Below are 20198 nucleotides of genomic sequence, written 5' to 3'. Positions count from 1 at the left end.
CGTGCCACAACGCATTATTGAACAGCAAACAAGCCATTGACTTTCTGATTCGTAAACGACGGGAATTGATTTGCCTATTGATGCGGCTGAAAAAAATTCCGCAATCATTCGAAGCCTCTTGAGGAGCTTGGAAATGACGTCAGAGCTTGAGCATTTTTACCGGGAACTCAAGTAAAATAGGGTTGTTTAAGAGACGATGAACGCCCAACTCCGCAGTGTTCGATAATTTAGCGACCCCGTTCTTCGCGATGATCCATTTTATGTTTTTGACGCAGATACGCGCCGCAGGATTCGCGCACCACAAGGCGCGGCGGAAGCATGATGTGTCGCGCAGGCAGGGTGGGATCCGCCACCCGGCTTAGCATGGTTTGAAAGGCCACCGAGGCGATGTCTTTGCAAGGTTGTTGGATTGTCGTGATCGGGACGCTCACGAGGGTCGCATACTTGGCATCGTCAAAGCCCGCCACGCGAATATCCTGTGGCACATGGAAGCGGGCATTTTCGAGCGTGCGGATTAATTGCGCGGCGGTGAAGTCGTTGGCGCAAATAACCGCGTCCCATTTATTGCCCGCAACGAGGGAGGACACAAATTTTTCATCTTGCGGATTGCCGACTTGCAGCCAGTCGGGATAGACCTCCAGCTTGTGGCGGGCCAGAGCTTCGCGCGCACCGGCATAGCGTCGCTCAACCGTCGGCGCCGAAAGTGGGCGCATCAAAAAAGCCAACCGCTTGCATCCAAGCTTGATCAAATGCTCCGCAAGCATGTAGCCAGCGGCGACATTGTCCAGGCCGATCAAATCAAAATGACCGTTCTGGGGAAACACCGCGAGGTCGCGATCCAAAAGAACCATCGGGATGCAAGCCTCGCTGAAGCGGTCGGCGATGTTTCGATTTATTTCGTCCTTGCCGACGGTAAGTTCAAAGGGCGCGAAAAAAACGCCGGTGACTTTGCGCTCGATAAATTGTTCGCAAATTTCCCGGGCATGTTCGCGACTGCCATCCTTGTCCACGCGCGGATGTGTCGAGCCACCCCACAATAGGGAGTATTCGCTGATGCGAGCGAGGCTGGCGAGTTCGCCGCAGATGATCTCAAAAATTTCGGTGGTTCCCAAACCAGGAATCAGCAGGCCGATTTGACGCGTGGTGGGTGCGGCGTTGGCCTTGTTGCGGACATAGGAGCCAGAGCCCGCCCGTCGCTCGATGATTCCTTCGGTAGTTAGGTCGCGCAAGGCTCGGGCGGCGGTGGGGCGTGAAACTTTAAATCGCTTGGCCAGTTGCACCTCACTTGGGAGCCGGTCGGTCTCAGTGTATTTTCCACTGGCAATTTCGGAAAGCAAATACCGCGAGATTTCGAGATGCTTGTGGGCGTGCCGGGTTTTCATAAGGCAGATTTGTAATTACAAGTGATGAACATGTAATAACAGGAATCTTAAATCTTGTCTATACAACATTTGTGCCACAGAAGCTTTGTGTAATAAATTTTCCTTAATGAAGCCCGTCCGTATTTATGATTTGAAAGCGCCGTCGTCCGCGGTTGGTGGTCGTTTTATTTCTGCCAAATCGAACGAAAACACCAAGAGTTTAAAGGGATTTGAGGTTCGCAGTTCGCTTCATTCGGCTTTCACCTTGATCGAATTATTAGTGGTCATCGCGATCATCGCCATTTTGGCGGCGTTGCTTTTGCCCGCGCTGGCCTCTGCGAAAAGCAAGGGCATCAGGATAGCGTGCCTGAATAATTTGAAGCAGATCACCATTTTTACGCAGATTTATACGGACGACAATAATGATCTGTTTCCGACGGCGGTGGCGTCGGACTCGGTAAATGACAAGGCATATCATTGGTGGGGCACGGCGATTTGTGGCGGAACGACGAATAACTACCGATCCTTTCACGATCCGGCGGTCAATGGGCCAGTGACTTTGACCGGAGGAAAAGTTTGGAACTGGGATTTTAATTTCGACCTGGTTGGCTACGGTTACAATTCCTTCTTTTTGAGCTGCACGCCCAACCCCGTGCAGACCGTTACCGTTGGTTCTTTTTCTTTCACCAGTTCGCTGAACTTCAAACGCAGTGACATGCTGCATCCGTCCGAATGTCTCGTATTTGGTGACAAGCAACCTAAGCCCACCGACCTAACCGCCAGCGGCAGTTTGTGGTGGGGCAAAGCCAGCATGCAGGTTCCCAGCTCGTCCGGCCAATATGAAGGGATCGAAACCACCCGCCACAACGGCGGGAAATTTCCCGGCTTGGGCAATGTGGGTTTCGCTGACGGCCATGCGGAAGCCAAACGAGAAGCGGACATCAATCCGCCGCTCGACCCGGAGTTTGGCGGAAGTTCCAAGTGCCTGATCAATTCCCACTATTGGGATCCACTTCAACGCGGCGGCGACCGATAACTTACTTTTCCTATTTTCCAAATCCAGCCCACTACAACTGTTATGAACCACAACCTGACCAACCAAAAACTCAACTCATTTAACTGGCTTACCTTTATCCAAAATAAAGTTGCGCCAGGCCGTCGTGGCCGTGCGAGCCGATTTTCGCCGGTGAAAATCTTGTCAACGGTGGCCGCGTGTGCCGCGTTGTTTGCGTTGCCTACTGCTCATGCTGCATTGATGGGCTACGAAGGATTCAACTATCCCAGCGGCAACGGTAATTTAACCGGCCTGAGCGGCGGCTTTGGTTGGAATGGTGGGTGGCAGGATGTGGTCAATGGCAATTCCAGCGTGCAGTCGGGAGGATTGGTCGCAGGTGCAAACGCGCCTTCCGGTTACGATGCGAAATCCATCGGGAACTCTGCCTTTACTCCGAACGGCACGCGCACGGGGCGATTTTTGGACACCTCGGCTGGAGGCATCTTTGGACTAAAAGGCTATGTGAATACCAATGGAAATATTGGCGCCAGCGGCAAGACGCTTTACATCAGTTTTCTTCAGCAGCCGAGTGTCGCGAACAATAATTATTACGAGTTTGAATTTCATCGCGGCGATTTGAATGACCCTGGTCGCATCGCGGGCGTGGGTTCCGATTCCGCTGGCAGCAGTAGTGTGTTTTTGCGGACACCTGCTGCGGCGCAGACGCCGATCGGAGCGGCGAGCACGGCAGTTTCGTTCTATGTGGTGCGGATAGATTTCATGGGCGGAAATGACAATGTGTCCGTATATCAAAATCCCACTTCGAGCACGGAACCGGCAACGCCTACGCTGACTGAAACGGGAGTGGGTGACATGTCGTTTAATGGCATTTCGTTTGGCGCGTTTGTGGGCAGCACGACGGTGGCGCATGACGAAGTGAGAGTTGGAGAAACCTGGAGTGACGTGGTAAGTCCCGCTGCTTCGAGCACGGGCCTGTGGACGGGCGGTGGCGCGGATAATAATTGGAATACCAGCGGCAACTGGGACAACGGCGTCGTTCCCGTATTCGCCACCAGTCTCACCTTTGCGGGCAACAGCCATTTGAACAACACCAATAATTTGACGGGCGTGAGCGCCAATAGCATCCTCTTTGATTCGGCTGCGGGAGCATTTAACCTCGCCGGCAATAGTCTTGGGTTAAATGGCAATATTGGTTTCAACGGAACTCCAGCTTCGTCCATCACGCAAACGATTAGTCTGCCGTTGACGCCAACGGCAGATATAACTATGGATACCCCTTCAAATGCCAGCCTGGCTGTGAGCGGCGACGTCACTTCCGGGAGCTGGCTGACCAAGACCGGACCGGGCACGCTTTCGCTGAGCGGAACCAATACCTTTGCGGCGTTGAGCGCGAGCGGCGGAACTAATATCATTACTGGCAATTCCGCCTTTACCGGGGGCAGTGGTCATAGATGGTATATCGCCGATGGTGACTTCATCAATGGCGTCACCAGCACACTGATCATCCAGCCCGGCGCAAATCTGTCCGTCACTGGCAGCTATGATGACGCTGGCGTGATTGGCCGCGATAGTGGAAGCGGAACGGTTATTCAAAACGGCGGCACGTTTGACTTTGCCATTGGAAATAATAATTATCTTTTCATCGGCGCATCCGGCAGCACCGCTACGCATTCGGAGTACGACATGAATGGTGGCGTGCTGGACATGCACGGCAATACTTTGGGTATCGCGCTCGGATCCGGCGCCGTGATTACGTGCGCCCTGAATCAGGACGGCGGTGTGATCACGAATGTAGGCAATCTTTATTTCAGTCCTTTCTTTACGCAGGGTAAGGGTATTTACAATCTCACCGGTGGCACCATGTATATCGGCGCGGGAGGCATTACGGTCTTCGCGGGTGGCGGTTATCAGTTGAATTTGGGCGGTGGAACTATCGCAGCCGAAACGAGTTGGTCTTCTGCCCTGAACATGACGCTGACCGGCTCCAACGGCCCGGTGACATTTAATCCTTCTGGCAATATCATAACCTTGTCCGGCGCGCTTTCCGGTAGTGGCGGCTTAACTGTATCGGGTAGTGGCACTTTGGAACTTTCCGGAGTGAACACTTACACCGGAGATACCGTCGTCAATGCGGGAAGCACTTTGCAACTGGATCAATCCGGCAGCAGCTTTGGGAAAATCCGCCTCGTGGATGGCGCGGCGCTGAACCTGAACTTCAATGGCAATTTTGTTACCGGCGGAATCTCGACTAACGGCGTTGCGCTTCCGGTTGGTTCCTATTCTTCAGCCAGTTTGCCTGGATTCATCACTGGTAATGGCAGCTTGCAGGTTTCGAGCAGCATCAGTTCGGGGCTTTGGACTGGCAATGGCGCGGATACTAACTGGAGCACCGGTGGCAACTGGGACCAGAACGCAGTGCCCATCTTTCCGATAGGTTTGACCTTCGCGGGCAATAAACATCTGGCGAACAACAATGATCTTTCGGGCATCACCGTGGGCAGTTTTACCTTTGATACCAACGCCGGGGCATTCGTGATCAGTGGGAATGACATTGGTCTCAGCGGCGCGATTGAATTCAATGGCAATCCTCCTGCGCCGATCACGCAGACGATCAATCTTAATATGGCGTGGAACAATGACAAAACCATAGATACCCCGACGAATGGAAATCTTGATCTGGAAGGCAATATCACGGCCACCACCAACGCCCTCAACAAACTCGATGCGGGCACCCTGACTCTAGGTGGAGCGGATACTTTCACGAGTTTGGATGACAACGGCGGCACACTCATCATCAAGGGAAACACGACGATCAACGGCGGCGGCAATAGCGATCACATTTATCTCGGCGACGCGAACACGAATTACAACGGCACACTCGTCATCCAGAATGGCGCGGCACTTACCGTTTCCGGCAGTTTTGGCGACGCCTTGGTTATTGGTCGTGACAGTGGCAGTGGCAAAATAATTCAAAACGGCGGAACCTTTACCTTTAGTCCGGCGAACCAAACCTTTTTATACGTGGGTGCGACCAGCCATTCCGGCACGCAAGCCGAGTATGATATGAATGGGGGCACGCTGGACATGGGCGGTTATAGTTTGGGTGTCAGCCTTGGTGATAATGGCATAACTTATAGCGCGTTTCTCAAACAGACCGGTGGCAGTATCATGGACATGTTCAAACTGGACCTCGGAGCATCGCGCTCTTTTGGTTTGGGTGTCTATACCCTCAGCGGTGGCACCATCACCATTGACTTCGGCGGTATTGTCAGTGATGACGGGTTGTATCAAATCAACCTTGGCGGCGGAACGGTCGCGGCTTCTTCAAGCTGGTCGTCATCATTGAACATGAACCTGACGAATCTCAATGGTTCGGTGACCTTCAATCCTAGTGGCAGCGTTATTACATTATCGGGAACATTGACCGGCAATGGCGGATTGAATGTGGCTGGCGGTGGTGTGCTGGATTTGGCAGGCACGAACAGCAGCTATACCGGCGATACCATTGTCAGCACGGGCAGCACCTTACAAATAGATGTGGCGGGCAATAGCGCAAGCACATTCCGTCTGGTTGATGGCGCATTGCTGACCTTGAATAATAGCGGCACACTTACTGTGCCTTCCTGTTTCACCAATGGTGTGGCTCTGCCGATTGGCACTTATAGTGCGGCTAATCTTTCGGGATTCATCAACGGCTCAGGAAACTTGCAAGTCGTGGGAGTGGCATTCTCTACCCAGCCGGTAAACAAGCAGATCTATTTGAACGGTAATTTGCATCAATCCATTACGCTGACCAGTGCGACAGTTGGTGGCTCGCCTTCTTATCAATGGTATAAGGACGGCAATCCGGTCGCGGGAGCCACAAGCAGCAGCCTGACTCTTTCTAATGTGCAAATTAACAGTGGCGGAAATTATTATGTGGTGGCTTCGGGCGGTTTCGGATCGGTTACTAGCAGTGTCGTCGCTGTGACCGTCTATGCGATCAATAATCATATCTTCGCCTATGATGGTTTTGCCTATGCCGCGGGATCGGTGGATGGATCGAGCCAGAACGGCGGATTTGGCTGGAATGGTCCGTGGCAGCAGACGGATGGAAATGGCGTGATCATCTCTTCGAGTGGTTTGATCGGAGGGGCGAGTGTTCCAGCCGGTTATGATTCGCGTTCCGTCGGCAACTCCATTGAGGTTCCATCCAATGCCCAAACGCGTTCGGGAAGGTTTTTCGACACGTCCACTAATTCCGATTTGTTCACGCAAGGATTTGTGGACGCCAATGGCAACATCGGCGCCGACAACAAAACGATCTATCTTAGCTTCATGCAAGAACCTGACCGTACTTCTGGATTCTATGAACTGGAGTTGCATAAAGGCAACTTGAGCGATCCGGGCCGCATCGGTGGCATCGGCAATGATGCCGGGGCGAATACCGTCAATCTACGCGCGCCGAACAGTGTGAATAATCGCTCGCTCGGAGCGGGCACGGCGGCGGTCAATTTCTATGTCGTGCGTATTGATTACAAACCCGGCAATGATGACGTGTTCGTTTATCGCAATCCGACTTCATCCACAGAACCAGCCGTTCCGACGCTGGTAGCGACCGGCGTGGCTGATATGTCGTTCAACGGCGTCTCCGTCGCGGCTTACAACGGCCCGGATGTGAAGACCGACGAAATCCGGTTGGGCGCGACATGGGCTGATGCCATCGGTCTGGCCGTTTCCAATCTGTTGCCGCCGACGAAAAACGGCAATACAAACACGATCCAATTCGCCGCGACGCCGGGTAATTCGTATCGCGTGCAACGTGCAACGGCGCTTACCGGTCCCTGGATAGACGTGTCCACGAACATTGCCCCGGCGGACGCCTTTGTGACCTTCCAGGATACAACCGCTCCGGCAGGAAATGTTTATTATCGGACAGTTACACCCTGATAGGCTGAAGTTAATTAGTATTACCGGGCGTTGCCGGATTGGCTACTCTGGCAACGCCCTTTGTTGTTCAATCGTAAACTTACCAAAGATGAAAACAGCTATGGTTCTTCGATATGCAATCCAGAACAGACCTAAGAAATCACTGACTTGCACCGGTCGGCCCGCTATCTTTAACTCGTTGACGGTTTCAAAACTCAAATCCATTTGGCCAGCGCCATGATGATCGCGGCGCGCGTTTGCAAAATTAGCATGAACTTGAATCAAGACTCGACTCGGTTTTTCAATTTTCGCGCGCGCGTGTGGCTTGGGATGTGGCGAATAGTCTGCGTGGTTCTCATGTTCGCCGGCGTGAGTGTTCACATTGCCCGGGCGCAGGAACCGGACATCGTCGTGGCGGATTTTGAGGGCACAAGCTACGGGGATTGGAAAGTTTCGGGAACGGCTTTTGGAAACGGACCGGCCCACGGCACTTTGCCCAATCAAATGAAGGTGGACGGCTTTCAGGGGAATGGCTTGGCTAATTCCTTCAATGGCGGAGATGACGCGGAAGGCACATTGACTTCGCCGCCCTTTGTCGTCCGGCGCAAGTATATTCAGTTTCTGATCGGCGGTGGTGGATGGGAAGGCAAGACCTGTCTCAATCTGTTAGTGGATGGAAAGATGGTGCGCACCGCCACCGGACCGAACACGCAGCCCGGCGGCAGTGAGCGATTGCAGCCCGCACAGTGGGATACCAGCAAACTTATCGGCAAGAACGTCACGCTGGAAATCGTTGACCACGCGACCGGCGGATGGGGGCATATCAATGTGGATCAAATCGTGCAAAGCGATAAACGCATCCGTGCCGAAATTATTCTGCGCGACGTGACGCGCGAAATGGAAATCACGCAACCGTATCTCAACCTGCCGGTAAAAAATGGCGCGCCGATGTGCCGCGTCAGTATCATGGCGAACGGGCAGATGGAACGTGAGTTCGACATTGAACTTGCGAATGGACAACCCGATTGGTGGGCGTTCATGGATGCCACACCCTTTCGCGGCGAAAAAATTACCATCAAAGTGGACAAGCTGCCGGAGAACTCAACTGGCTTGCGATTGATTGACCAATCCGCGGCGATCAAGAACGCCAAAGAGTTGCGTCATGAAGCGCGCCGGCCTCAATTTCATTTCACCGCGCCGCACGGCTGGTTGAACGATCCCAACGGCCTCGTTTTTTATCAGGGCGAATATCATTTATTTTATCAGCACAACCCTTACGGCTGGAACTGGGGCAACATGCATTGGGGGCATGCGGTGAGCAAAGATTTGGTTCATTGGAAAGATTTGCCGGAAGCCTTGTATCCCGATGAACATGGGATGATGTATTCCGGTTCGGCGGCGGTGGATTGGAACAATACCGGCGGTTTTCAGACTGGAAAAGAGCCGGCGCTCGTCGCCATGGCCACGGCAGCGGGCAAACCTTTCACCCAGGAAATTGCGTACAGCAATGACCGCGGACGCACGTGGACTAAATACGAACACAATCCCGTGCTGGGCCATATCGTCGGTGAGAATCGCGATCCCAAGCTGGTCTGGTTCGAGCCGGAAAAAAAATGGGTGATGGCGCTTTACCTGGAAGGAAATAATTATGCGATTTTTGATTCACGTGATCTGAAACATTGGAACAAGCTCCAGGATTTCACGCTTCCCGGCGATGCCGAGTGCCCGAATTTTTTCCAGGTCCCCAGGGAAGGCGATACGCATTCGAGGCGCTGGGTTTTCTTCGGGGCCAGCGGAGTTTATTTGATCGGGGACTTTGATGGCAAAAAATTTACGCCTGAAACCCAGCCTCAGCGTTTGCAAAACGGCAACTGTTGGTATGCGTCGCAAGTGTTTTCAGACATTCCCGAAAGCGATGGCCGTTGTATTCTGATACCGTGGGGCAGGCTGCCGAATGGAGAAATTTTTCGCGGCCTGACGTTCAATCAGATGATGGGATTGCCGGTGGAACTGGCCTGGCGTTCCACAAGTTCCGGTTTATCGCTCTCCGTCAACCCCGCGCGAGAACTCAAATCCCTTCGCCAAAAAACGCAGATTGTCCCGCCGCAGCCACTCGCGCCGGAAAAAAATCCGCTGGCGGGAATCAATGTGGATCTGGCCGAGATCGAAGCGGAGATTTCCATCGGTGACGCCCGGGAAATCACGTTTGAAATCCGTGGCGTGCCGATCACTTATGAGGTCGCGACGCAGAAGCTTTCCTGCATGGGAAGCCAGTCCGCGCTAGTGCCGCAAGAAGGGAAAATTTCGCTGCACATTTTTGTGGACCGCGCTTCGCTCGATATTTTTGGCGGAGACGGATTGCTCTATATGCCGATGGCGAAGGCGCTGCCGCAAAACCAAAGCGTGAAACTTTCCTGCCAGGGCGGGACTGCGAATATTATTTCGTTGAAAGTCCATGAGTTGAAATCGGCGTGGGAATGAAAACAAAAATTTCGATAAAAATTTTGAGTCTCGGGGAATGTGCGCGTTTGTAATGTATGATTTATAAGGTCATTGGCATCGGCGAAGTTTTGTGGGATTTGATGCCCGCCGGCAGGCAGTTGGGCGGCGCTCCCGCCAATTTTGCTTTTCATGCCCGGTCGCTGGGCGCGAATGCTTCGGTCATCACCCGGGTCGGGGAGGATTCTTTGGGACGTGAGATTCTTCAGCGATTCAATGAGATGAAAATCGCGGATGGCGTCATGCAAATTGATGCGGGCAAACCCACGGGAACGGTGGCAGTCACGCTCTGCGAAGACGGCGTGCCGCAATTCACCATCCATGAGGATGTGGCGTGGGATTGGCTCGCGCCAACGGAAGCCGCACAGAGCGCGGTCAGCGAGGCGAACGCGATCTGCTTCGGCACCCTGGCCCAGCGAAATACGCGCTCGCGGTCATGCATCCGGCAGTTGATGGCGGCGGCGCCCGCGGGGGCGTTGCGCATTTTCGACATCAATTTGCGCCAGCCATATTACTCGCGCGAAATTATCGAAGAGTCGCTGCAAATGGCGAATGTGCTCAAGTTGAATGACCAGGAACTTCCGGTTTTGGCGGGGATGTTTGATTTGGGAATCGAGCCGCGGCAACAGATGGAGCGCCTGGCCGAGCTTTTCCATTTACAAGTGATCGTGTTGACCCGGGGGCCGCGCGGCAGTTTTCTTTATCAGGACGGCCGGTGGTCGGAGCGGGTATCCGAGCCAGTGAACGTGGTGGACACGGTCGGCGCGGGAGATGCCTTCACGGCGGCGTTGACGATGGGATTGCTGAACAAACTCGACCTCGATCAAGTTCACATTTTTGCGACGCAGGTGGCCGGTTTCGTTTGTTCTCAGGCGGGAGCGACACCGGTTCTGCCGACACAACTGCGAAACAAATTTGCCGCCGGTGGCAACGGAACTTCGGATTCGGTGATCCAAATTCAACACCGAGCCTGACGAATAAAAATATTTGGCGACGATTTAGGCCATCGCCAAACCGCGCATGGTTCCGGTGGACGAAGCGAACTTGTCCGTTTCGATGTCCATGCGTTGCAGCATGGAGACGAAAAGATTGGGCAGGGGATAATTATGGACGGCGTCGAATGCGAGATGCTGGCCGTGTTTGAAACCGCCGCCCGCGAAGATCGTCGGCATGTTGGTGGTCACGTGCGTGTTGGCGTTGCCGAGGTTGGAGCCGTAAAGAATCATCGTGCGATCAAGCAGCGGTTCGCCATTTTCGCGCACGCCGTTAAGATGATCGAACAATTCCGCGAGCAACTTCATGTGCCATTCGTCAATGGCTTTCAACTGCGCGAGCTTCTCCTTGGATTTTCCGTGGTGCGAAAGATTGTGGTAGCCATCGCTGGTTTTCATTTCTCCCAAATCAATCGCGGGGGAGTTCACACTGTCGAGCAGCAAGGAAATCGAGCGGGTGGAATCGGTCTCAAACGCCAGCCGCGCCATGTCATACATCAGCCGCACTTTTTCCATGTAGGCCTTGGGGCTGGCGGGATCAAGCGGCATGGGGGCGGTCACTTTCGGCTTGGGTTTGAGTTCCCATTCGCGTGACATTTGCATGCGCTGTTCCAATTCGCGGACGCTGGTGAAATATTGGTCGAGCCGATCGCGATCGCGCGCGCCGACGTTGCGTTGCAAATCTTTCGCCTGGCCTGCCACGGCGTCGAGGATGCTCTGGCCGGTTTCGAGTTTCCGCATCTGCGCGTCGGTTTCGGCTTTTGTGCCTTGCAAAAACATGCGGCTGAAAACTTCCGCGGCTTTTTCCTCGCAGGGAATCAGCGCGCCGGAACCGGTCCAGGAAAGACTGCGCAAGCCCTGAAGGACATTAACGCCGAGAGTCAGCGAAGGAAAACGGGTGCGGTTGCCGATGCGTTCGGCGACATATTGATCGAGGGAAATGGTGTTGCGAAAGCCGCCGCTTCCCGGATGCGGCGCGGCGGTGAGGAAACAGTTGTCGGCGGGATGGCCGCCATCCACGTCGGGATGCGAGACGCCGCTGAAGACGGTGAAATTGTCGCGATGGGATTTGAGAATTTCGAGATACGGCGAGAGTTCGTAGTCAACTCCGGTGGTCTTGGGGAAAAAATTATCCGGCAGCAAACCGAGGTTGTTGCAGATTCCCAGCATGCGGCGCGGCTTCGTGTCGGCGGCGATGCGTTTCTCCATCGCGAACGCGGGCGTCATGGCATCGAGCAGTGGCAGCGAAAGCAGAATGCCCGCGCTGCGAAGGAACTTCCGGCGGGACAATGCGCGGGTGGTGGAGACGAAGGGCCCGGCGGAGGCGCGGTTTGAATGCGAGTTCATGGCGGCTGGTTAAGGGTTAGTAAACACAATTTTTTGCCAAAGTCGAGACTCTATTTGTTCAGGAATAAATCGCTCTGCACCAGTTCTTCAATGATACTTTTCACGCCGTATTGGCTGGCAGCGGAGCGTTGCAAAATTCCTTCGATGATTTCGCGGTCGGCGAAATGAATTGGCGCGCCGGTGGCATAGACCGCGAGTTGACGGGCGAGATTGCGGGCGATTTGTTTTTCGTCGGCGAGGAGGAGGCGTTTTAAATCGCGAACGTCATTGAATTTTCGTCCGTCGGGCAATTCGCCGCTGGGGTCAACAGGTTGCGCGTAATGGAAGGCGAATTTCTGGCCGCCCTTGCCGATGCCGCGTTCGGGCGTGCCTTCGCCTTCGGCACGATAGCGAGTGCGCCAGCCGCCCATTACGTCAAAGCTTTCGAGCGCGAAACCGGCGGGGTCAATTTTCGCATGACAGGCATTGCACGTTTCCTGGGTGCGATGTTTTTCGAGTTGCTGCCGGATGGTGACGGCGCCGCGGGTATCGGGTTCGATGGCGGGGAGATTGGGCGGCGGGGGCGGCGGCTTCTCGCCGAGAATGCGTTCCTCGATCCAGGCGCCGCGCAGCACGGGGGAAGTGGTTGTGCCGTTGGCAGTGACTTTGAGGACGGCGGCTTGGGTGAGGAGTCCGCCGCGCGGGCTATCGGGTGGCAAGGGTGTGCGGCGTAGCGCGACGCCTTGCACAGGGGGCAAGCCGTAATGGAGCGCGAGCCGTTCATTGAGCATGGCGAAGTCCGAGGAGACGATGTTGCGCGCGGGTAAATTTTCGCGCAGCAGCGTGGCGAAGAAAGTTTGCGTTTCTTCGAGCGCGGATTCGCTGAGCAGATCGTCGAGATAATAATCGGGGTAGAGATTGCCGTCGGGCGCGGTGGCGACGATTTTGCGGAGGTCGAGCCAATAGTCCAGGAAGGCATCGGTGAATTGGCGGGATTTGGGATCGTCCAGCAGGCGTTCGGTTTGGGCGCGCAAGACTTCAGGACGATGCAGTTGATTGTTTTCCGCGCAGCGCCGCAGTTCCGCATCCGGCGTGGTGTTCCAAAGAAAATACGAGAGGCGCGAGGCGAGCGCGTAGTCATCGAGACGGCCGGGTTTTTCTTTGAGGCAAATGAATTCGGGCGAGCATAACACGGCGGTGTAGGCGGCGATCATGGCGTCGGTGAAATTGTTGCCATTTTTCATCACGCTTTGCACGACAGGCAGAAAGCGCTTCACGTCGTTGTCGCTAATGGGGCGGCGATACGCTTGCTGGATGAATTCGTGGAGAAGGCGTTGGGCGTCGGCGTCGGGATTCGTGGAGATGACTTCGATGCCCCTGGCGGTGTCCGTCCCGCGTTTTTTGGATTGGTTCATGGACACGGTGCGAAGCTCGTCGTCTGCCGGTTTGCGATTCACCATGGGAAGATCGGCGAAGAGCAACTTCTGTCCGGCGGCGGGCCATTGGTCATAAATCGGACCTTCCACTTCCAGCCAGCGGAAGACGACGCCGGGCTGTCCGTCTTTTTCCGCGAGCGGATTTTGCCAGCGACCGGGGCCGGGGCGTGAGCGAAAGAGGCGTCCGGCATCGGGCCGAATCTGTTCACCGGCGAGGAGCCAGGTATCAATTTCGTGAACGGCGGGTTCCGGCGTCAGATCGAACTTGCCCAGCCAGCGCAAAATTCCCGGCGGGGTATCCGAATAAATTACCACCGGCTCGTCGCGATGGCCGCGCGAAATATCGTCGAGATTGGGGACGAACCAATTATTGCTGGTGCCCGGGCCGACCCAAACCGTGTAGGCGTTGAAACGAAGTTTATAGTGGCCGGCGACGGGAGCCCGGAATTGATTGAATCTTGGCTCGATCGGTTCGTATGCGCTCGCCACGACACCGACGCCTTCCAACTCGCGCAACGCGGGATTGGTGCTGGTGATGGGAGCTTTGCTGCTTCGCACGTCGGCTTGCCCGGCAAAAGCGAGCACGGGAAACGTGGCTCGTTCGGGCGCGTTGTTGAACACGGTGAACGTCATCGGCTTGGTGTAACTATTCTGATCGCGCGCGTAATAGCGTTTCACCACGGTTTTGGGCGGCTCGGCTTGAGTGGCCATCGCTTGCCGGAGCGCGTAATCGGCTGCGGCGAGATACCGCGCCATCTGGACGTGCGACATCGTCAAAGCGTCGCCGATTTTGAAACGATCCAACTCCGGATCTTCTGGCAGGGAATTTTTTAGTTGCAACCACGGAGCGTGGAGCAGGTCGCGCAACGTGTTTTCGTATTCGTAGCGGTTGAGCCGCCGTTGGGTTGCGCGGCCTTCTTTCGCCATGCGCAGACGATCCGCATCCGTGAGCGCGGCGGCCAATGAATTTGTGAACACCGCTGCGGCCGAGGCGTCCGGGCGCACTTTCTTTTTCTTCGGCGGCATTTCGCCTTTGCTTACCCGGTCGTGGATGAGCACCCATTCGGAGAAATTGGTGGAACTGGCGGGGTCGAATTTCAGGGCCGTCAAATCCAGCCCGCCTTTGCTGGTGTCCTTGTCGTGGCATTCCGAGCAATATTGTGCAACGAACGGCTGAACTCCCTTGGGCAAACTTGCGCCCGAGATGCGCGCTGCGATTGCGACGAACAGACAAAATGAAACGATTGCCTTGATGTGGTTATTACGACGCCAATTCATAGGGGCAAACTCCATTCAAAATCCACCCCGAAGCGAAGTCAACGCCGCAATTCGTTTTTTATCACGAGAGAAACGCGACCGCGCAAATGGCAAGAGGGTGCGGTGCGAAGTCTTGCGGCGGCTGCGTGGGTGATAGGAGGATGCTCGCCTGGGCTCGCCTCGCTTCGCTCGATATAGAGGTGAGTTGTTTTCGGTGAGGGTTCCCCCCAACTGAAGTTGGGGGTTAATGAGAAGCGTTGGGCGAGTGGGTGAGGTTTTGGTTCCAAGAGAAAAATTCTTTCGTCCCTGCGGGACTTGATTTGTAACGAAGGCAAACCCAGCCATAAATGGCTGGGCTAAGTTCGGTCGTCCCTGCGGGACTTCGGGCGGCGGAGCGGCAGCGCAGCCCTACCGTGCGCTAAATTGTTGGTCGCCGTTGCGGGACTTGGAGGTTGTGATTTAGACTTTGTTATTTGAGATAAGACGGCCCCTCTCTCCGGCTCTCTCCCCACGCGGTCGTGGGGAGAGAGGGACGGAGGACGTTCGGTTGGCGGGGTGCGTTGACGCGGGAGAGCCTTTGGTGGATTGGCGATTTCTTTCGTCGCTGGCGGGATTTGATTTGTAACGGATGTGAACCCAGCAATAAATTGCTGGGCTAAGTTCGGTCGTCCCTGCGGGATTTCGGACGGCGGAGCGGCAGCGCAGCCCTACCGTGCGCTAAATTGTTGGTCGCCGTTGCGGGACTTGGAGGTTGTGATTTAGATCTTTGGGTTATTTTAGATAAGACGGCCCCTCTCTCCGTCTCTCTCCCCACGCGGTCGTGGGGAGAGAGACGGAGTGCGTTCGGTTGGCGGTTGCAGGTGACGAGGGTAGCGTTTGTTAGATCGCTAATTTTGGTCATCCCTGCGTATAAGCGGGGGATTACCCGGGAATGGCGGCGGTGGCGCAGACGCGGCGGTAGAGGGCTTCGTAGCGGGGGACGATGGCGGCGGCGGAGAATTGTTCGCGGGCGCGGGTTTGGGCGGCGCGTCCCATCGTTGTCCGAAGGGTGGGGTCATCAATCAGTTTTTCGACTGAGCGCGCCAGATGTTCAGAGTCGCCGAATGCGCCAAGGATTCCCGTGATATTGTCCTGAACGACTTCGGGAATGCCGCCGACTCGCGTGGCGACGCTGGGGCAGGCGAAGCACATGGCTTCGAGAATGCTTAAACAAAAGCTTTCGTTTTCGGAAGTGAACAGGCCGATGTCGGCGGCTTGCAGATAGTCTTCGATGGCCAGAATATTTTCGCGGACGATCACACGGTCCTCAAGTTGCAACCGCCGTACGGCTTCGGCAAACGGAGCAAAATTTCCACCGGCGAGGATAACGAGCTTGAAGGGATGGCGCGATTGAATCCGGGCCACGGTTTCCAGCAGCAAATCAATTCGTTTTACGGGCCGCAAGTTGGAGGAGTGGAGCACCATGACTTCGTCGCGCAAACCGAGTTCGCGGCGCACGTCTTCTTTTGAGCGTCGCGCGGCGCGGGGTTCAAAAAAATTATGGATGACTTCCATCGGGCGATGGAAGCCGAGCACGCGTTGAGTTTCGGATTTTAAATAATCCGATACGACTGTCACCGCGTCGGAGTGGGTCAGCGCGTGGTGGATGGCGGGGCCATAACCGGGGTCGCTGCCGAGCAAGGTGGTGTCCGTGCCGTGGAGCGTGGTGACGACGCGGGGTTGCTGTTTCGGCGGCAGCATGGAGCGCGCAAGCATCGCAGCGGTGGCGTGCGGTACGGCGTAATGCACGTGGAGAATATCCAACTGGCAGTCGCGGCTTACCTCCGCCATTTTCACCGAGAGCGGCAAAGTATAATCAGGATATTTGAAAAGGCCGTAATCGTTGATCACCACCGGATGAAAAAAAAGTCGCGGCGCCTGGGCGGGCATGCGGAAGGGGCGTTCGTAACTGATGAAGTGAACTTCGTGTCCGCGTTGCGCGAGAATTTCACCGAGAGTGGATGCGAGGATGCCGCTGCCGCCAACGGTGGGGTAACAGGTGATGCCGATTCTTAATGGGCGGTCGGAATCCATATCAAAACCGCCGCGCGCCGCGACCGGCTTGCGCCAATGAAAGAAGCAGCAGCGGTTCGTTGGGGAACAAAGCGACCGCGTGACCAACGCCCGCGCGCGCGCCGAGGAGCCGGGCGCGGGTCAGTTGCAATTCGATATAGTTAATGGCGGAGGTCTGGCTGGCATGCGCTTTCATCGCAGCGGTCCAGGCGTTGATCAATTCCGGCGATGAAACATCAATGAGAATCGGGGTGATGTCCGCGGGTTCAGCTTCGGGGGTGACGGCGTAGAAAAATAATTGCTGAATGGCGTGCGGCGGCTGGCGGCGCAGTTCCTTGAGCCCGCCATAACGCGCGAGGCGGGCGGCATCGCGAACCAGTGTGCCCAGACGCCAGTGGTCGGGATGTTGATTTTCCGCGAGGCTCGGCGCGAGCACGACACCGGGGCGAACGCGCCGCAAAATTTCCGCCAGTTTGAGCGCGTGCGCGGCGCGAATTTCCAGATGAGCATCGCCGTCGAGTTCGATAAACTCGATGGTCGCGCCCAGCAAGGCGGCGGATTTCTTTGCCTCGGCTGTTCGCTGTTTGGGCGTGCCATGCGTGCCCGCTTCGCCGCGTGAACAAACGATAAAATGCGCTTTGCGCCCGGCGCGCGTCTCGCTGGCGATGACGGGTCCGCAGCCGAATTCAATGTCGTCGGGATGCGCGCCAAAGACGAGCAGAGGAGGCAATTCAGGAGAGTTCGACATAAGCTTCTTCAGGCCGGTCAATGGTATCGCGCACGACGAAATTAATTTCCGGCGCATCTTCGTGGCGGAGATAGGCCTGCTCGCCCGCACCGGCAATGTAGTGCGTGCAATGGAGAATGGATTGCATCCAGCGCAAGCGGGTATCGCGCACGGGACTGATTTGCTCTTTGGCAAAAGTTTGCAATGGCAGGACGATAAACTCATTACCGCCTTCGTGCAATTTCAGGCAGTCGCCACAAAAGCGCGCGCGAACGATTTCACCCGCGTGGGAAACATCGGCAAAAAAATCCGGAATGTCGCAAGCCGCGCGGCGCAATTCGGGATCGCTGGAACGCACGACCCGGATGCCGTCGAGCAAACCCATCCGGCGATACATCTCGAGGCAGAAATCCGCGATGTTGGAAGCGGAGACGCTTTCAAACATTTCGATCAAGGGTTTCTCCACGTAGTTGGGCAACTGCAACGCGGTTTTTTTCTGCCAGTCGGGCGGAATTTGTTTGAGATGCAGCGGCGAAAATTTCCGCTGGGTCTTATTGGCGAAGGCGAAGTTCAGGTGGGCCGGTTCATTGGTCTTGCGATGGCGCAGGGCGGTCTTGGTTTCACGCGGGTCATGGTCGCTGTCGTGAAAGAAAAAAACGATCTCGCCGCCGATCTCGCTTTGCAGACGGCGGGCGGTTTGGATTTTCGCGACTAAAAAGCGTTTCGGAAAAAAACCGCAGGGCTGTTGTCCAAAACAAATCACGGGAGAATTCATGACGCGGGTATTGGGTTCGTCTTTTCGCTGCTGCCGAGAATGGTTTGGAACATGAGACTGAACGCCACGCACGCGGCGCAGCCAATGAGCGGATACCACAGATAGGAAATGGTCAATTTAAAATATAGAACGCATACCAGCGCCTGCGCCACCAGCGCGCCCCAAAACACCGCGCTGCCCCCGACCCGCTTAACAAAAAATGCGACGACGAAAAGGCCCAGCAACACACCATAAAAAATTGAGCCGAGAATATTCACAGCCTGGATCAAATTCTCCACCAGATGCGCATAAAGCGCAAAACCGATCGCGGCAAAACCCCAGAGCGCCGTGAACCATTTGGAGGCGATCAGGCAGGCGTGGTCCGTGGCATCGCGATTGATGAGGTTGCGGTAAAAATCAATGGTCGTGGTGGAACTGAGCGCGTTCAATTCGGCGGCTTTGGACGACAGCGCGGCGGCGAAAAATGCCGCGACGAGCAAACCGATCACGCCGTGAGGCAGTTGGTGAAGGATAAAAGTGATGAAGACATAATCGGCGTCGTTCGCAGTCGCGCCGGAATGGGCGGTCTGCAATTCCTTCGCAGCGTCCTTGCGAATCTCTTCGCCGTGTTCATGCGCCGTCGAAGCGGCAGTGAAAGCGCCCGCGGCGGCGGAGGCATCGCCGTGATGGCGGGCGTTCAACCAGGCTTCGAGCGCTTCACGCGTTTGGGCGTGGTACGAATTGAATTCGGTTTCGTAAGCGCGCAATTTTTCGTCGGCGGAATAATGTTTCGAGGCGGGATCGAAAAAGAGCGGCGGCGGCTCGAATTGATAAAAAACAAAAAGCAAAACGCCGAGGAACAAAATGAAGAATTGCATCGGGATTTTGCAGACGGCATTGAACATGAGACCGAGCCGGCCTTCGCGCAACGACGCGCCGCCGATGTAGCGTTGCACCTGCGATTGGTCGGTGCCGAAATAGGAAAGCATGAGAAAAGTTCCACCCAACAGGCCCGACCAGAAAGTATATCGCTCGTGAACGTCCGTGGAAAAATTCACGGCTTTGAGTTTATGAAATCCACCGGCGAGAGCGGTGATATCGCCCAGGCCCATCCCGGCGGGCAGTTTCATGACGAGCAAACAAAACGCGGCGATCATGCCGGCGAAGATGATGCCGAGTTGATATTTTTGCGTGACGGTGACGGCGTCGCTGCCGCCGATGACGGTGTAGATGATCACGAGCACGCCGCTGCAAATGATGGTCAGGTTCAACGGCCAGCCGAAGACGGTGGTCAAGACAATGGCGGGCGCGTAAATCGTCAAGCCCGCGCCCAAGCCGCGTTGGAGAAGAAATATGGCAACGCCCAGCAGGCGGGTTTTGGGGTCGAAGCGTTTGCCGAGGAATTCGTAGGCGGTATAGACATTCAGGCGGCGAAAGATCGGCAGGAAGACGGCGGCGATGATGATCAACGCGATTGGCATGCCGAAATAAATCTGCACAAATGCGAGTCCGCCGAGATAGCCTTGTCCCGGAGTGGAGAGAAAGGTGATGGCGCTGGCTTGAGTGGCCATGACGGAAAGGCCGATGGCAAACCACGGGGTTCGGCCGTCGCCTTTCAGGTAGGCTTTCAGGTTTTGCGGTCCGCGCGTGCGCCAGATGCCGTAACCGGCGATGCCGAGCATGGAGGCGATGAGGACGACAAAATCCAGCGGGCTCATGAAGTGAAATTCGTCAGGGCGATGAGCAACGCAACCCAAAGAATAAAACTGCCGATGACTAAAAGATAAACGGCCTTCCACGTGTGCGGCCAGGGCAAGCCGGTCTCTTCACTTTCACGCGCGGAAAGTTCCGTGGCGGGATCACGTTTCATT

12 protein-coding genes are annotated in these 20198 nt (G+C 55.5%); 4 read left to right on the top strand and 8 right to left on the bottom strand.

Features of this window, described 5'->3' with window-relative positions:
- Window positions 1–227: 227 nt before the first annotated feature.
- Window positions 228–1382 carry a substrate-binding domain-containing protein gene (locus tag VH413_19065; GenBank protein HEX3800803.1) on the bottom strand — a complete coding sequence of 385 codons (1155 nt, stop codon included), beginning with the start codon at window positions 1380–1382 and terminating at the stop codon, window positions 228–230.
- 106 nt (window positions 1383–1488) lie between these two features.
- Between VH413_19065 and VH413_19060 the strand changes: the two genes are divergently transcribed.
- The 4 genes from VH413_19060 to VH413_19045 all read left to right on the top strand — a co-directional run bounded on the left by VH413_19060 (window position 1489) and on the right by VH413_19045 (window position 10757).
- Window positions 1489–2397: a prepilin-type N-terminal cleavage/methylation domain-containing protein gene (locus VH413_19060; protein HEX3800802.1), complete on the top strand. Its 909-nt coding sequence runs from the start codon at window positions 1489–1491 to the stop codon at window positions 2395–2397.
- Between the two features lie 42 nt (window positions 2398–2439).
- Entirely contained in the window at window positions 2440–7305 is a 4866-nt protein-coding gene (locus VH413_19055) for an autotransporter-associated beta strand repeat-containing protein (GenBank protein ID HEX3800801.1), read from the top strand.
- 249 nt (window positions 7306–7554) lie between these two features.
- On the top strand, window positions 7555–9765 hold the full coding sequence (locus tag VH413_19050; GenBank protein ID HEX3800800.1) for a glycoside hydrolase family 32 protein: 2211 nt from the start codon (window positions 7555–7557) through the stop codon (window positions 9763–9765).
- A gap of 56 nt (window positions 9766–9821) precedes the next feature.
- Window positions 9822–10757, top strand: coding sequence for a carbohydrate kinase (locus VH413_19045; protein HEX3800799.1), 936 nt, complete (start codon window positions 9822–9824; stop codon window positions 10755–10757).
- A 24-nt stretch (window positions 10758–10781) separates the two neighbouring features.
- Here the strand turns inward: VH413_19045 and VH413_19040 are convergent, their stop codons facing one another.
- The 7 genes from VH413_19040 to VH413_19010 all read right to left on the bottom strand — a co-directional run bounded on the left by VH413_19040 (window position 10782) and on the right by VH413_19010 (window position 20197).
- A complete protein-coding gene (locus VH413_19040; protein HEX3800798.1) occupies window positions 10782–12122 on the bottom strand; it encodes a DUF1552 domain-containing protein in 1341 nt (446 codons plus the stop codon).
- A gap of 50 nt (window positions 12123–12172) precedes the next feature.
- Window positions 12173–14815 carry a DUF1592 domain-containing protein gene (locus tag VH413_19035; protein HEX3800797.1) on the bottom strand — a complete coding sequence of 881 codons (2643 nt, stop codon included), beginning with the start codon at window positions 14813–14815 and terminating at the stop codon, window positions 12173–12175.
- A gap of 900 nt (window positions 14816–15715) precedes the next feature.
- On the bottom strand, window positions 15716–16867 hold the full coding sequence (gene bshA, locus VH413_19030; GenBank protein ID HEX3800796.1) for an N-acetyl-alpha-D-glucosaminyl L-malate synthase BshA: 1152 nt from the start codon (window positions 16865–16867) through the stop codon (window positions 15716–15718).
- Window position 16868: 1 nt separating this feature from the next.
- The gene (locus tag VH413_19025) at window positions 16869–17594 is read right to left on the bottom strand and encodes a PIG-L family deacetylase (GenBank protein HEX3800795.1); all 726 of its coding nucleotides are present in this window, start codon (window positions 17592–17594) and stop codon (window positions 16869–16871) included.
- A complete protein-coding gene (locus VH413_19020) occupies window positions 17578–18348 on the bottom strand; it encodes a hypothetical protein (protein ID HEX3800794.1) in 771 nt (256 codons plus the stop codon). The genes VH413_19025 and VH413_19020 overlap by 17 nt, the downstream gene beginning before the upstream one ends.
- Window positions 18345–20045, bottom strand: a complete 1701-nt coding sequence (locus VH413_19015; GenBank protein HEX3800793.1) for a sodium:solute symporter — start codon at window positions 20043–20045, stop codon at window positions 18345–18347. Before VH413_19015 ends, VH413_19020 begins: the two co-directional genes overlap by 4 nt.
- Window positions 20042–20197, bottom strand: a complete 156-nt coding sequence (locus VH413_19010) for a hypothetical protein (GenBank protein HEX3800792.1) — start codon at window positions 20195–20197, stop codon at window positions 20042–20044. Before VH413_19010 ends, VH413_19015 begins: the two co-directional genes overlap by 4 nt.
- Window position 20198 lies beyond the last annotated feature (1 nt).

The sequence above is a fragment of the Verrucomicrobiia bacterium genome, from assembly GCA_036268055.1.
Taxonomy (GTDB): Bacteria; Verrucomicrobiota; Verrucomicrobiia; order Limisphaerales; family Pedosphaeraceae; genus DATAUW01.
The sequence above is the reverse complement of the archived record's forward strand: the minus strand, read 5'-3'. Positions and strand labels throughout refer to the sequence as shown.

Coding starts and splice junctions, on each gene's coding strand:
- VH413_19065 (HEX3800803.1), bottom strand. CDS start 1,382: ATGAAAACCCGGCACGCCCACAAGCATCTCGAAATCTCGCGGTATTTG.
- VH413_19060 (HEX3800802.1), top strand. CDS start 1,489: ATGAAGCCCGTCCGTATTTATGATTTGAAAGCGCCGTCGTCCGCGGTT.
- VH413_19055 (HEX3800801.1), top strand. CDS start 2,440: ATGAACCACAACCTGACCAACCAAAAACTCAACTCATTTAACTGGCTT.
- VH413_19050 (HEX3800800.1), top strand. CDS start 7,555: ATGAACTTGAATCAAGACTCGACTCGGTTTTTCAATTTTCGCGCGCGC.
- VH413_19045 (HEX3800799.1), top strand. CDS start 9,822: ATGATTTATAAGGTCATTGGCATCGGCGAAGTTTTGTGGGATTTGATG.
- VH413_19040 (HEX3800798.1), bottom strand. CDS start 12,122: ATGAACTCGCATTCAAACCGCGCCTCCGCCGGGCCCTTCGTCTCCACC.
- VH413_19035 (HEX3800797.1), bottom strand. CDS start 14,815: ATGAATTGGCGTCGTAATAACCACATCAAGGCAATCGTTTCATTTTGT.
- bshA (HEX3800796.1), bottom strand. CDS start 16,867: ATGGATTCCGACCGCCCATTAAGAATCGGCATCACCTGTTACCCCACC.
- VH413_19025 (HEX3800795.1), bottom strand. CDS start 17,594: ATGTCGAACTCTCCTGAATTGCCTCCTCTGCTCGTCTTTGGCGCGCAT.
- VH413_19020 (HEX3800794.1), bottom strand. CDS start 18,348: ATGAATTCTCCCGTGATTTGTTTTGGACAACAGCCCTGCGGTTTTTTT.
- VH413_19015 (HEX3800793.1), bottom strand. CDS start 20,045: ATGAGCCCGCTGGATTTTGTCGTCCTCATCGCCTCCATGCTCGGCATC.
- VH413_19010 (HEX3800792.1), bottom strand. CDS start 20,197: ATGAAACGTGATCCCGCCACGGAACTTTCCGCGCGTGAAAGTGAAGAG.